Below are 14,466 nucleotides of genomic sequence, written 5' to 3' on the forward strand. Positions count from 1 at the left end.
TTTTAGACGCATTGCTGCCCCGCGCGGGGCAGCAATGCGTCAATTCACCAGCTTCAATTTCCCGGTTCCTTCCAGACGAACCCGGCCAGTCCCCAGCAACTTCATCCCCTTTGTCTGAGCCGTGTATGCATCGGGTACTGTAACAATATGCGCTTCCATAATCCAAACCGGCAACGTACCGTCGGGGACGCAGTTACAACTCCAGGTAGTTGGTACGTCCCAATTGCCCGATTGAGCCGAATTGTAGGATGTCGGCAGCACGGTCACTGTTACGTCTTGGCTTTTGTCACTTAAGCAAGTCTTTGAACCAAATCTTCGCTGACAACGGGCGTAATATTGCGTTGTGGCCGTCGGTGAAATGGGCATATTAATCGCTACGTCATCGACAGCCTGATACCAGATCTGTTTTGAGTCGGTACCGCTACAGCCAGAGGCACTCAGGACCGTCGAGTTACCTAACGTAATGGTTGTACTAGGCGAAGCTACGGGCGCAGCCGAATTTAACACAGTAAACGTAGTGGCTGTACGACAGAGACCAAGGTTAGGACTTGACACATAAAATACGGTTGTGCCGGGGGTAGCCGTATTGGGGATTCCGGAACCCGTTATTCCTACCGGATTGAACACCAGGTCTGTCGACAGCAACGAGCCACCTGTGGACGTAGCAAACCAGTTATAAGGAGTAATTGAAAAGATAGGGATACTGGCTCGCATCGTAAAGCTACCTGTCACGCCCGTATTGTATGAACTAGCTACGAGTATGTAGGTTGTTCCTTGGGTTAGCGAATAGGTGAGTTTGGATAAATTATCTTCACCGCTGTCATCGTCGCCACGTAAAAAATTGGTGGCCGGACTGGCCGGATTGAAGGATGTCCGATAAAGCGACAAATAAGAATCACCATCACTGAACGTAGACGCAAGAATCTCGAACGTTTGCGAACCGCTCATCGGGGCTGTAAACGTAAATGATTGGTAACGAACCGATTTGCCTGCTGTGTACGTCGATGTGTTATTGCCCGAACTCCGAACATAGTTGGGCGAATTAGCAGTCAATAATCCATTGGTTCTATTGACGAGCCTTTCAGACACAACAAGGCCTTCCCCGGCAGGTACTGTTGTATTCTGACAAACCGAATAGGACTTAACCAGCGGGACCAAAACCGGATGAACAACGACACTAATAATCTGCGTAATCGAAGCCGACTGCGTTGGCGTACACTGCGTGGAGGGGGCTGTTAGAGTAAATGAATATTGAACCGTAATAGGTTCGCTGGCTGTATTGACCAGCGTTTCATTGATTCTGGCCGAATTACCCGTTGCACTGGCATTGCTGATACCACTTACCGCAGCCCGTCTCCAGCGAAATGTTACACCCGTATTATTAGCGGTGGCGGTATAACTAAATGGAGTACCAGAACACAGGGTTAACGCGCGAATATTCGTTAGTGCCAGACCATTAAAAGGGGTAAAGTCCTCAGTAACAACAAAATCACTTGATGATGAACCCGTGGAAGCTTTTAAGCCTAACCCACGTCGGGCAAATGCTTTTCCTATTGCACACTGATAACGACCACCAAATAACAACGCGTCGGCCAGAAAAATAGCGTCTCGGGCCTGTACAAAACTCGGGCTACAGGGCTGAAGGCGTAACCCCTCCGTAACCAGCTTCAAAGCGGCTATGTTGCCCCGCATCGCCGATATGCTGGTGGGCGTGGTGTAAATGTTGGGCGCGATATACTTGTCCTGCAGAATGATCTCCCAGGTCATGTCCCACAGCATGGTCGCCCAGATCGAACCGATTCCGTGCGGTTGAGGAAAATTGACAGCATCCTTCACTTTTCCATACGTAACGGCCTTATTGATGTTGGCCATGTCATACGAATATCGGTAAGGTCGAATTCCTTCCCCGGAAGTAGATTGGCCTAATGAATAGGTAGCAAAACCGCGGGGAATATTCGCACTCGTTACGTTGGCGCTCAATGACGACCACCTGGTTGTTAACATCAGGCCCAGAAAGTCACTCCAGCCTTCGCCCCCCGATTCGGCATGGTAAAGGCAGCCAGAATTCAACGGACCACCCGTCAGGCGAGTAGACCAGCCATGACCATATTCATGCGAAATGACACCGTTATCAAAGTCGGAATCCGGCTGATAACCGTTCTCTGCACTAAACAAATACATCTGCATACGGCCAGACGTACCATCTGCTGGTGTATAAAAGTTGGCATTGTTGGTACCCGATCCATCCTGAGCATCAGCCATTACGTGATCATTGCCCTTGCCACCTCGCTCCATATTGCTCTTCTGAAAATTACCACTAGGTTCGTCAAAGCCGTACTTATACAAAACGTCGTGAATCAGATTATTCCAGTAAAATAGGTTCGTAATGGCTGCATTCCGATTGCCGACTGCGGTATTCAGCCCTTTTGTGTAGGGGAAATTAAATTCCAGCGTAGCAGAAGAAGGACTGGTACCAACGCCATCATTTCCGTTCACATCTTCCTGCGTCCAAACATTGTTGCCGCGCGTGATGCTAAAACTGGTCACGCCATCATCATGCCAGCCGTTCGTAGCTCCTGGCCCCACACCGCCAGGCACAAATCGGGTATATGGGCTAATTGATGCAGTGCGAGAGCCATGATTAGGACTTTCCAACGGATAATCAAAGACCGTATAACTGTTGGCGGCAAAGGCGCTCGACTCCTTCTTCATACCAAAATAACTCGCCGAACCATCCTGAATGCGCCCGGTGCATACGTGCGGAGTGGCCAGATGGCCTGGTTTGCCGAAATTACAGTGAATGACGGCATCGGTCTTTTGCAGGATTTCGCCCGACGTAGCATCTACGTGAATAGTCCAGCCGTTCTTGCCGTCTTTGGTCAGAAAATGAACTTGCCAGCTCAAGGCTAACCGGTTCATAGCTTTCTCCGAATTGCTGTCCGATTCAACGGGCAACCAAAAAAGTTTTACATCAATCTTTTCATCCGACAGTTCCGGTAACGCATACACGCTTCGGGTCAGGATACCGCTGGCCGACTTGGTGGCGCTCAACGACTGGATAGGCGCCAGATTCGTCATTGCCAATCCTACAGTGGCAACGGCTTTCTGCAAAGCGATTAATGGCGAGATAACGCTTTTCGTGTTTCCTGATTTGGGCACAGCGTCGATGCCTGCAATAAAATTGTGATTCATATGCGCAGCCTGATTATCGACCAGCACTACGTTCATCATCCGGTTGTAGACATCGATGGACTGATACGTCTGATTGAAATAAACGTGATACCAGCCCGTAGTCGGTGATAGGTAAGCGCTCGAAATAGCCAATCCATCGACATCAGTTGGCGTTAATTTTTGCTGAGTAAGGTTAGATGCTACGTATTGACGAGCCATTTCAACTTCGTCCTGAGCATAGGCGCTACGTCCCAGAAATAGGGAGAAGAATAGAAGAAAGCCGTTCCGCAATAATCGTCTGGTAACTCTTTTGTAGTTGTGCTTCATAACTGTGCTGTGTTTAGATCACCTCTGGCAATCGATTACGTCAGGAACGCTATTTGAGCAAAGGTTAAGGGATAGGATTATCAAAGCTGGGTCATGGCTTAAAACCAAAAACCCGTGACAGGCAATAAGTCACGGGTTCAAAACTAGGGGTGTCAGAATGGTCAGGCTTTCATTATTGTAACATCGACTTGACGTATTGTAACATTCATCAAAACAGGAGAAAATTTTGGTCTACCCAACGTAATACTGTTTACCAAAGTCTGACCGGATAGTGTAGTTCAATCGCAGAATTCACTAGTAACAGAAGAAAGTATTATTACCTATATTCGTTATAAATTACTTACAGATTAAAAGAATATGGTGAATCATAAATCATCTATTTTCATTTTCTTTATTTTACAAACAATTGATAGCTCCTATACTTTCCAACTACACTAAGATCAACACAGTATCCTGTCACTCGATTGACGATATATGGCCCTAAAGGTTTATCAAAGCTGGCTTTTGCGTAGTAACCGGGCAAAGCAGATGATGCTCCTGCTAGGCTATTTGCTTTTGCTGACAGCGTGCATTCACCCAACGCTTCGGGCGCAGTCGTTCAATCTTCCCCGCCCTGAACTGATCACCGCCCGGCAGGGTCTACCGCAGGCGTTTGTGCCCGCCATTGTTCAGGACCGGCAGGGATTCATCTGGATGGCTACCCGCGATGGGTTAAGCCGCTACGACGGCCGGAACTTCAAAGTGTTTCAGCCATCGTCCGAACGAATTTCTTTATCGTCCTCGTCGATGGCTGATATTCAGACCGATTCAAGCGGACGACTCTGGATTCTGAGTGAAGAAAAAGAACTCGATATTTTCGATCCAGCGCGTGAAACGTTCATTAATTTTTCTCGCTTACCCTTCTTTCGACCCGCACTTGGGTCGGAACGTATCGAGAAGTATTACCCAGATCAGCAAAACCGATTGTGGTTGATTCTTGGTAAACCGGGAAAGGTTATCTGTATTGACCTGGCGACCAATCGCATTTCTCGGTTTCCTGCTTTAAAAGACGTAGTAGCCATTCGCGAGGATCGTAGCGGAACGACCTGGGTAGCCACAAAAACAGGACTATATAGGCAGGATAAGCGAACAGGCCAGTTTAGGAGTTGGTTTACGCAACCCGGAACGTATCAATCTCGACCAGACAGCATACAGAATCTCTACGTTCGTCCCGACGGCCTGTTGATGCTGGCATCCAATCAGCAGCTAACCATTTTGCACCCCCAGCAAGGTTTACTGACTCATATACCCTTACCATCCTATCACAGTCAGTGGAAATACTACTTTGCGACCGATAGCCGGGGCAATACGTTCTTCAATCTCGATACGTTACTGCTACGTTATAATCCTAAATTAGACGGACAGCCAATTGAACAATTACCCGGTTCCCGCCACTGTCGAAGCCTGTTTATCGACCGATCCGATGTGCTTTGGCTTGGCACCAACGGCCACGGCATTCTGAAGTATAATCTGCGAGCTGCTGCCTTCGACGCCCAGCCTTATAAAAAGGGATTCCAGAATGATCTGGTGACCTCGTTTCTGGGCGTATCTGCCAACCAATTTTCTGGATTTCCCCTGCTTTCTTCGCCGTATAAATTTCGGTATACGTTTGATAAACAAGGGCAACTCTGGTTCAATGCGGGTACTACGCCCTTCCTCCGGCTGAACCCATCCACCAAACAGATTACGCCGATCCAATTTCCAATAACGCTGAATCCGAGCGAGTTAAATTTAAATCAATCTGCTTCGCTGGCTACTGACCCAGATGGCCGGGTATGGGCCGTTTATGATACATTAGTTGTTTATCAGGAAGATGGGCGCTGGAAACGCTTTCCGTTCTCGATTCGGTCGACGGTGGGTCTGCCTGTCAATCAGTTGGTGGTCGATAAACAGGCGCTGTGGCTGGCAACGATCTCAAAAGGACTTTACCGCGTTGACCGCGGCACCGGACAGGTTCGTCATTACGCTTCTCAGCCTGCCAACGTAACGTCGTTGAGCAGCAATGAGTTGATTGGTTTATTTGACGACCCGCTGGATACGAATCTGTTGTGGATTGGTACGTTCGGTAGCGGCCTGTGTCGGTTTGACAAACGTACTGGCCAGTGCCGACGGCTAACTACGCAGAGTGGGCTGCCCAACAACGTGGTGTACTCAGCCATTCCGGATCGGCAGGGCGGCATTTGGGTCGGCACGAATCAGGGACTTTGCCGGGTTGATCGTACTACGTTTCGAACCCGTACCTATACCCAGGAAGATGGCATACAAGCCGACGAGTTTAACCGGTTTCACAACCTGCATCTGCCGGACGACCGGATTATTCTGGGCGGAGTGGATGGGTTAACCGCCTTCGATCCAAAACAGATCGGCGAGGATACATATCAGCCCGACGTTCAGTTGACCGGAATTCAGATTAATAATCGCCCGTTTCAGCCCAGCCATGATTCGCTCACCGTTCAGGCGATGCAGGAACTGGTTCTGCCTCATGACCAGAACTTTGTGACAGTTGGATTTGCCGCCATGCAGTATAATCGTCAGACAAAAATTCAGTATCGATACCGGCTGGAAGGCTTGAACGAGGACTGGATTTACACCGATCGCCCGGTTGCTGAATTTACCGACTTACGGCCCGGCAGCTACGTACTACGTCTGAACGCATCCAATACGTCGGGACACTGGAGTTCTCATATCCGCACGCTTCAACTAACCATTCAGTCGCCCTGGTGGGCAACGTTTTGGGCCTACATCTGCTACGTATTGCTCATTCTTTGGATTGGGTTCGTACTGGCCCGGCAGTATCGCAATCGACTGTTTTTGCAGCAATCCATCCTCTTTAAACAGAAGGAAGCGGCTCAGCTACGCGAGGTGGATGAGATGAAAACGCGTTTCTTCACCAACATCACTCATGAGTTTCGCACGCCTTTAACGTTGATTTTAACGCCTGTCAGTCAGATGATGCAGGAAGATCGGTCGAAAATCGACCAGCGCCGACTCGATGTTATTGACCGGAATGCGAACCAGTTGCTGGGACTGATCAATCAGTTGCTCGATTTATCGAAACTGGAATCGGGTAATCTGAGCGTCAACGACAGCCGGGGATCGCTGGGTGAATTTATTGGGGAACGTATTCAGTCGTTCAGTGCGGAAGCCGAATCGAAGGGCATTCAACTCACGTACCAATCTCAAATTGAGGGTGATTATTGGTTCGACATGGGCAAGCTGGAATGCATTCTGTACAACCTGGTAGCGAATGCGCTAAAATTCACGCTGCCGGGAGGACGTATCACGGTTACGTTAAAGCCGGGCATTTATTTAACAGTTTCTGATACGGGCATTGGCATTCCTGCCGATAAAATAGACCATATTTTCGACCGGTTTTATCAAGCTCAGCCCGGATTGGCTCGGCCTGGATTGGCATCCGATGATGAACGTAGCATTTCTGCCAGTCAACCAACAGGAACAGGCATCGGTCTGGCGCTGGTAAAAGAATTTATTGAGCTTCAGGGTGGTACGATCAATGTAGCGAGTCAGGTGGAGCGGGGATCAACGTTTACGGTGTTTTTACCCTATCGGCGGGTTGTCGCTGAATTGATAAACCAGCCTGTGACCGAACTGCCCGTAACGTATCACGAGGACGTAGCAGCGAATTCAGGAACCAACCACCAGAACGGCGAAGCGCCTACCATCCTTTTGGTAGAAGATAATCTCGAATTGCTGGAATTTATCACCAGCAGTCTCCCGTCAACGTACCGTATTCATCAGGCAACGAATGGCTTGCAGGGATTTGAGGAAGCTCTCAAACGGGCGCCCGATTTAATCATCAGCGACGTAATGATGCCCGGCATGGATGGATTTACGCTTTGCCGCAAACTGAAGGAAGACCCACGTACCAATTATATTCCGGTTGTTCTGCTCACGGCACGTACTGCTATAGATAGCCGTTTGCAGGGGTTGACCGAAGGCGCTGACGATTACCTGACGAAACCGTTCAATCTGCACGAACTTCGACTACGTATTACGAACCTGCTGGAACGCCAGCGTCGATTCCGTGAGCAGCTCCGAAAAGAATTAACAAGTCCGGATGGTACGTTACCGGCAACCGATACGCCCGTCTCTAATCCATTTCTGGACCAGCTTTATACGTTGCTGGATACCCACCTCGACGATTCGAGTTTTGGGGTTGATGAACTGGCCGATAAAGCGTACCTGAGCCGAATGCACCTACATCGCAAATTGAAAACCTTAACCGGTTTATCGACCTCGGATTTCATACGCGCCTACCGGCTCAAACGGGCTACGCAATTACTGATTCAGGGACAACCCGTTAGCCAGACAGCCTATGCGGTAGGCTTCGAGAGCCCGGCTTATTTTACCCGCAGTTTCCGTCAGTTGTACGGTATAACTCCCTCCGATTACGCCACTCAGGCTAGTTAAAAGCCTGTTTTCTCAATTTTGTTGAGCAGGTTACAATTTAGGTCAAGCCGATGTTACAATAGTGAAAGTCTATGGAACGTAGCGCCCATAGCTTTGAAACCGTGGCTCCTTCAACCGCCACGGTCTTATTGTATATCGTTATGAACCAAACGCTACGTATCCAACGGAAGCAACGTATCGGGCTGCTGAAAGCGCTACGCTACCTAATTCCTCTCGTAAAAAATGGGCATCTACTCTGTACTTTATCAGGGCTTTTGAGCATACAGCTTTCCCAGGCTCAAGCCCCCACTGTGACAGGTCTAAACCCTAGTCGAAATTTGCGCAACGCTTCTGCCAGTACGAATGTAGAATTGACCTTTAGCCAGTCCATAAGCAGTAGTATAACAACCCTGAACGCCATGCGGGTATACAGTGCCCAACGCGGTGGACAGATGCGAAGCGGAGCCAGAGGCACTACCACCGTCAACGGCAACACCATCACATTCGACCCAACTACTAATTTCAGAGCAGGGGAGACGGTATTTACTACGATTACGTCCGCAGCCCAAAGTGATCAGGGTGTGAATTTGGCACGGGGCCATGTGTTCCAGTTTACGGTAGGAACAGGCGGCACGGGACGAGGTTATTTTATACCGCCTTCTACCAACCCTAACCCTGGCGTAGGATTTAGCCCTTATCATGTAGCCGTGGGCGATGTAGATGGCGATGGTGATCTGGACTTTGTGACGGCTAACTTCGGTAACGGCACGGCAAGTGTTCGGCTTAATAATGGATCAGGCAATTTTACCGCACCCACCACAAATCCCAATCCCGCCGTAGGTTCATCTCCGTATTACGTAGCATTGGGCGATGTAGACAGCGATGGCGATCTGGATCTGTTAGTAGCCAACCAGGGGGCTAGTACGGTGAGTCTTCGCATCAACGATGGTACAGGCAACTTCACTCCGCCTGCAATAGCCCAGCCGAAAAGAGGTCGGAGTTGCAGGTGAACGTACTGGGTAATCCAATAGAAGGCGAATTTGTAGAACTCGAAATCATTGGAGCAGAAGGCCAGTCTGTTCAATTGAACGTAGCGAATCTGAAAGGGCAGTCAATATATCAAACTCATCTTGAATACGTAGCAGACAAGGAGCGCGTCCGGGTACCTATTGCTGAACAGGGCGTATTTCTGTTACAAGTTAGTACGTCCACCCAGCGTAGGGAGATTCGACTGATTAAGCAGTAATACGTTCAACTCATTCTATTTTACCGTACACAACAAGAAACCCCTTCAGATTAGTTGAAGGGGTTTCTTAATAGCCTAAAAAGGTATCGTACTACGTTACTTCGCCTGATTTGTGAAATCCACGACGGTCAGTTGATCAATCCACGGCCCAACGATTTTACCGAATTCGCCATGGGCAGGGTGAGGCAGATAAGCGTCGCGATCTTTTTCGGAATCGAATGTCAGAATAAACGCGTGGGTCAGGCCGTGCGCGTGTTTCTCGGGGCTGTTGTTGGTTCCCCACTGAAAGCCTTTGATCTGACTAATTTTCGAGGGGAGCGCTTCAAAAGCCGCCACGATTTCGTTTACCTTTTCCTGTGTAGTCTCAGGTTTAAACTTAAACAGCACAATATGCTGAACGCTATTTGCTTTCATCTTTTTAGCAGGCGGATCGCCAGGTAAGGTGTGCGCATAGGTCGTGATTGACAACAAACTTAGCGCAACAAGGGTCAGGAGGTGTTTCATGAGATTATATCTGAACCGGGATTTAGCTGATTTTAGGATTTTCTGGATTTTGTTATTGATTAAGCGATTCTTTGAAGCGAAAAACAAAATCCAGAAAATCCTAAAATCAGCTAAATCCCGGTTCAGATGACTAGGTGAGTTAAGCTAGTTTCGCTTTTAAGTTCTCGTCCAGTGCTTCGAGGAAATCTTCGGTGTACAGGTAATGCTCACCGGCCACCAGATTTGTGTTATTTGGGAAAGCTGACAGAGCCAGATCCTTCGTCATTTTGCCGCTTTCAACCGTTTCTACGCACACTTGCTCCAATGCATTGGCGAAATCGATGAGGGCCTGGTTATCATCGAGTTTGCCACGGAAAGCCAGCCCACGCGTCCAGGCGTAGATCGAAGCAATTGGGTTGGTCGACGTTTTGTTGCCTTTCTGGTATTCGCGGTAGTGGCGCGTTACGGTTCCGTGAGCCGCTTCAGCTTCCATCGTGCTTCCATCAGGCGTAACCAGTACTGACGTCATCAGACCCAGCGAACCAAAGCCTTGTGCTACGGTATCCGACTGAACGTCACCGTCGTAGTTTTTGCAGGCCCATACGAAGTTACCGTTCCATTTCAGCGCCGACGCTACCATGTCGTCAATCAAACGGTGTTCGTAATGAACGCCTTTCGCTTTGAACTGACCTTCGTAAATCTCCTGGAAAATATCTTTAAACCGGCCGTCGTACTTTTTCAGAATCGTGTTTTTGGTCGATAGATACAGCGGCCAGCCTTTTTGCAGCGCCATGTTGAAGCAGGCCATCGCAAAACCACGGATCGACTCGTCGACGTTGTACATGCCCATCGCTACGCCCGGACCTTTGAAGTTGAAAACTTCGTATTCCTGTACGGTACCGTCTTCGCCTTCGAATTTCATTGTCAGTTTACCTTTTCCAGGAACCAGGAAATCCGTTGCGCGGTACTGATCGCCAAACGCGTGACGGCCTACAATGATCGGGGCCGTCCAGTTTGTAACCAGACGTGGTACGTTGCTCATTACGATTGGCTCGCGGAAAACCGTACCGTCCAGAATGTTCCGGATCGTACCGTTCGGCGATTTCCACATTTGCTTGAGGTTGAACTCTTTAACGCGGTCTTCGTCGGGCGTGATGGTGGCGCATTTGATACCAACACCGTATTCTTTAATGGCATTTGCCGCGTCAATCGTTACCTGATCGTCGGTTTCATCGCGATACTGAATACCAAGGTCATAGTATTTAATATCAACGTCAACGTAGGGAAGAATCAGTTTGTCTTTAATGAATTTCCAGATGATACGGGTCATTTCGTCGCCATCCAGTTCGACAACCGGATTCGCTACCTTAATTTTTTCCATTTGACTTTTTTATAAACGATTGAAAACGATACGAAAACTTGGGTGCAAAAGTAGTGAATTAGGGATAATGGGGGAAATTGAAAAATCATAAAGCCCTTATTAGTGCAAATACTGATATTTCCGTATTTTTAGGAGCTATAGCCTATATATACACAATAAAATTTGGCTTTACCCATGAAAAACTGTACAAATCTTTTAATCATTCTCATTCTTACACCCGCTTTGATTTTCGGTCAAGCTAAAAAAGCGGCTAAGTCTGACGACAAACTAGCTAAGCTGAAAGCGGAAGCCGTAGCCGCCGTAGAAGCGAATGCAAAAATGGCCCAGCAAATTAACGATATGCTGTTCAGCTTCTCGGAACTGGGTTTTCAGGAAGAGGAATCATTTAAATACCTGACTGGATTGCTTGAGAAAGAAGGGTTCAAAGTCCAGAAGGGCGTAGCAAATATTCCGACCGCCTGGATTGCTACGTGGGGATCAGGAAAGCCCCTGATTGCCATTGGCTCCGATATCGACTGCATTCCGAAAGCCAGTCAGAAACCCGGTGTTGCCTACAAAGACCCGATTGTAGAAGGTGCTCCTGGACACGGCGAAGGCCATAATTCGGGCCAGGCGCTTAACATTGTGGCTGTGCTGGCGGTAAAAAAATTAATGGAACGGGAGAAAATTCCCGGTACGTTGATGCTCTGGCCGGGTGTTGCCGAAGAACTTGTGGGCACGAAAGCCTTCTACGTTCGCGATGGTTATTTTAAGGATGTTGACGCCTGTATTTTCACGCATGTCGGCAATAATCTGGGTGTATCGTGGGGCGATAATGGTAACAACGGCCTTGTTTCGGTTAAATTTAACTTCGAAGGTCAGGCTGCGCACGCGGCTGGTGCGCCCTGGCGCGGACGTAGCGCGCTCGATGCTGTTGAGTTGATGAACATCGGCTGGAACTTCCGGCGCGAACACCTTGAACTGACCCAGCGTTCGCACTACGTTATCCCCGACGGTGGCGACCAGCCGAACGTAGTACCCTCGAAAGCCGCCGTTTGGTATTATTTCCGCGAACGGACGTACCCCAAAATCAAAAAGCTTTTTGAAACAGGGGTGAAAATAGCCGAAGGGGCCGCCCTGATGACCGACACCAAGTTTACCTACGAAATTCTGGGATCGGCCTGGCCGGTGCACACCAATAAAGTGATGGCAGCTGCGGCTTATGAAAACATTAAAAAAGTAGGGTTGCCTACCTGGTCGGAAGAAGACCAGTTACTGGCCAGAGCTTCACAAATTGAATTGGCAGCCCCCAAAGTTGATGGGTTGGCTACCAAACTGGATTCGATGGGTATGCCGACGTCATCGGCTCCAGTAGTGATGATGGGCGGACAAGCCATGACTCCCATGGGCGGTGGCTCCGACGATATTGCCGACATTTCCTGGTCACTGCCGACGATTGTGCTACGTTACCCGAGTAACATTCCAGGACTGCCGGGCCACCACTGGGCCAACGCTATTTCGATGGCTACGCCGATTGCGCATAAAGGCGTGGTTTACGGCGCAAAAGCGGAAGCCATGACGCTCCTCGACTTGCTCATGAAGCCTGAGCTTATTAAGGAGTCATGGACGTATTACAAGGACGAGCAAACGAAAGATATTAAGTACGAACCGTTGATCTCGCCTAAAGAACAGCCTGCTATTTATCTGAATAAGAAGATCATGGCTGAATTTAAGCCAAAACTGGAGAAGTTTTATTACGACCCATCCACGAACAAAACGTATCTGGAGCAGCTAGGAATTACCTACCCGACACTACGTGATGATCAGCGCGAAGCCGTGAAAAAACAGCTTGAAAAAGACAAAGCGAAAGAAAAATCGGGCGCATCAAAAGTATCTTCGTCTCGCTCGGAATAAAATTTAATAACCTAGCCCCGATTACGTAATCGGGGCACGTCGTGTTTTGTAGGTGTTCCCTTGTATTAATTCATCACTACTTTAATCATCACAGGCTGATGATCAGATGGGTAGCGTTGTTCTTTTGCATCGGTCAGTACACCGTATTTCAAAACTTTGAACGGCTTGCTAACAAAAAGGTAATCGATACGTTTGTCCATTGGCGCGTCGAATTTGAAGCTGTTGAACGTACCTTCCGGGCCGTATGGGGGGGTGGTCGTTACGTCGTGAGCGTCGCTGAGCAGGGTTTTGATGGTTTGAATTTGCTCCGTTTCGGGTGTGGAATTGAAATCACCAGCCAGAATAACGGGCTCGTTTTTAGCGATTTCTTTAATTTTAGATACCATCAGCTTTCCTGACTGCCGACGCGCTTCGACACCCTGATGATCGAAGTGAACGCTGAAGAAATAAAACTCTTTCTTGTTCTTCAGATCGTTGAATTTTGCCCACGAGCAAATCCGATTACAGCACGTAGCATCCCAGCCTTTTCCAGGTTTATCGGGCGTTTCGCTCAACCAGAAATTTCCAGATTGTAATACCTTGAAACGGTCTTTTTTATAGAAAATAGCAGAGTGTTCACCCGCTTCTTTACCGTCATCGCGACCGGCACCAATAAACGCAAAATCCTGTAATTCAGCAACGTCGTTCAACTGTTCACGCAAAGCTTCCTGCGTACCAAACAACTCGAATTCGTGAAAGCGAATAAGCGCTTTTACGTTCTCTTTTCGGTTATCCCAGACATTCGGGCCGTCATTTTTATTCTTATAGCGAAGATTATAGGTAGCAACGGTGATGGGTTCCATTTTCTGAGCAATTGTAGGTTGAGCCATCAACAGAGCCCCCAATAAGCAATACATCATTAAACGCATAGCGAAAAAGTTTAGGGTTCAGAAAGCAAATGTAATCATAACTCGTTACCTGTTTCCAGCATTTCATTAACGCATAACAAACACAAATCCCCGCTACGTTGCCTCACGTAGCGGGGATTCTATTCTCAGTAGGTTGGTTATTTCTGGTTATTCCGATGAGCGTGATTCACTTCCCGGATCGCTGTAATAATACGTTTCCAGCACCGGCTAATTGTTTTTTTATCATGCTTTTGCTGATCTTTCGTCGCGGTTTCCGCTTTCGAGGTCGTATTACGTGCTAACACGGGGCCATCGGCCGATTTACGACCATCGATAAGGATGGACATGAACGCAGCGGGAGCTGCCTGCACGGGCTGAGCATTAAACACAAAGAAAGAGGAAATCGCTAACGACGCCATTGCCAGATAGCCGGTCGTTTTTTTCATCAAAGGAGTTCTCATGGGGCAATTGGTTTAGAATCACTTAGGCGTCGTATTCGCGATTCCTGCACATAACGTGCGTCCATCACAAATATAACCCAAAACAGTAATATTGCCCCATAGAGTTGTGTTTAATTTATAGAAATCGAATTATTATTTTCTATATCAACTATAGTGCCAAAAATTTAT

Annotated in this window: 9 protein-coding genes; 4 read left to right on the forward strand and 5 right to left on the reverse strand. The window is 48.3% G+C overall.

The annotated features are described in order from the left end of the window. Positions 1–39: 39 nt before the first annotated feature. Positions 40–3,498: a M36 family metallopeptidase gene (locus tag ACYVF1_RS18945; protein WP_461081686.1), complete on the reverse strand. Its 3,459-nt coding sequence runs from the start codon at positions 3,496–3,498 to the stop codon at positions 40–42. Between the two features lie 528 nt (positions 3,499–4,026). Between ACYVF1_RS18945 and ACYVF1_RS18950 the strand changes: the two genes are divergently transcribed. The 3 genes from ACYVF1_RS18950 to ACYVF1_RS18960 all read left to right on the forward strand — a co-directional run bounded on the left by ACYVF1_RS18950 (position 4,027) and on the right by ACYVF1_RS18960 (position 9,193). Continuing rightward, complete coding sequence (locus ACYVF1_RS18950; RefSeq protein WP_461081688.1) at positions 4,027–7,968, forward strand: hybrid sensor histidine kinase/response regulator transcription factor; 3,942 nt, start codon at positions 4,027–4,029, stop codon at positions 7,966–7,968. Between the two features lie 71 nt (positions 7,969–8,039). Then, a complete protein-coding gene (locus tag ACYVF1_RS18955; RefSeq protein WP_461081690.1) occupies positions 8,040–8,957 on the forward strand; it encodes an FG-GAP-like repeat-containing protein in 918 nt (305 codons plus the stop codon). Beyond that, a complete protein-coding gene (locus ACYVF1_RS18960) occupies positions 8,954–9,193 on the forward strand; it encodes a T9SS type A sorting domain-containing protein (protein WP_461082300.1) in 240 nt (79 codons plus the stop codon). Before ACYVF1_RS18955 ends, ACYVF1_RS18960 begins: the two co-directional genes overlap by 4 nt. A 96-nt stretch (positions 9,194–9,289) precedes the next feature. Here the strand turns inward: ACYVF1_RS18960 and ACYVF1_RS18965 are convergent, their stop codons facing one another. Continuing rightward, positions 9,290–9,697, reverse strand: coding sequence for a Dabb family protein (locus ACYVF1_RS18965; protein ID WP_461081691.1), 408 nt, complete (start codon positions 9,695–9,697; stop codon positions 9,290–9,292). Between the two features lie 139 nt (positions 9,698–9,836). Continuing rightward, complete coding sequence (locus ACYVF1_RS18970) at positions 9,837–11,057, reverse strand: NADP-dependent isocitrate dehydrogenase (RefSeq protein WP_461081693.1); 1,221 nt, start codon at positions 11,055–11,057, stop codon at positions 9,837–9,839. Between the two features lie 174 nt (positions 11,058–11,231). Here ACYVF1_RS18970 and ACYVF1_RS18975 point away from each other — a divergent pair, with 174 nt between their 5' ends. After that, entirely contained in the window at positions 11,232–12,950 is a 1,719-nt protein-coding gene (locus ACYVF1_RS18975; RefSeq protein ID WP_461081695.1) for an amidohydrolase, read from the forward strand. Between the two features lie 65 nt (positions 12,951–13,015). Here ACYVF1_RS18975 and ACYVF1_RS18980 read toward each other — a convergent pair whose 3' ends face one another. Together ACYVF1_RS18980 and ACYVF1_RS18985 are read right to left on the reverse strand one after the other, a co-directional pair. Beyond that, complete coding sequence (locus ACYVF1_RS18980; protein ID WP_461081697.1) at positions 13,016–13,858, reverse strand: endonuclease/exonuclease/phosphatase family protein; 843 nt, start codon at positions 13,856–13,858, stop codon at positions 13,016–13,018. Between the two features lie 137 nt (positions 13,859–13,995). Then, positions 13,996–14,298, reverse strand: coding sequence for a hypothetical protein (locus ACYVF1_RS18985; RefSeq protein ID WP_461081699.1), 303 nt, complete (start codon positions 14,296–14,298; stop codon positions 13,996–13,998). Positions 14,299–14,466 lie beyond the last annotated feature (168 nt).

It is taken from the genome of Spirosoma flavus (genome assembly GCF_054778555.1).

Bases quoted from the DNA above. Each gene is read 5' to 3' on its own strand.
- ACYVF1_RS18945 (WP_461081686.1), bottom strand. From the start codon at position 3,498: ATGAAGCACAACTACAAAAGAGTTACCAGACGATTATTGCGGAACGGC.
- ACYVF1_RS18950 (WP_461081688.1), top strand. From the start codon at position 4,027: ATGATGCTCCTGCTAGGCTATTTGCTTTTGCTGACAGCGTGCATTCAC.
- ACYVF1_RS18955 (WP_461081690.1), top strand. From the start codon at position 8,040: ATGGAACGTAGCGCCCATAGCTTTGAAACCGTGGCTCCTTCAACCGCC.
- ACYVF1_RS18965 (WP_461081691.1), bottom strand. From the start codon at position 9,697: ATGAAACACCTCCTGACCCTTGTTGCGCTAAGTTTGTTGTCAATCACG.
- ACYVF1_RS18970 (WP_461081693.1), bottom strand. From the start codon at position 11,057: ATGGAAAAAATTAAGGTAGCGAATCCGGTTGTCGAACTGGATGGCGAC.
- ACYVF1_RS18975 (WP_461081695.1), top strand. From the start codon at position 11,232: ATGAAAAACTGTACAAATCTTTTAATCATTCTCATTCTTACACCCGCT.
- ACYVF1_RS18980 (WP_461081697.1), bottom strand. From the start codon at position 13,858: ATGCGTTTAATGATGTATTGCTTATTGGGGGCTCTGTTGATGGCTCAA.
- ACYVF1_RS18985 (WP_461081699.1), bottom strand. From the start codon at position 14,298: ATGAGAACTCCTTTGATGAAAAAAACGACCGGCTATCTGGCAATGGCG.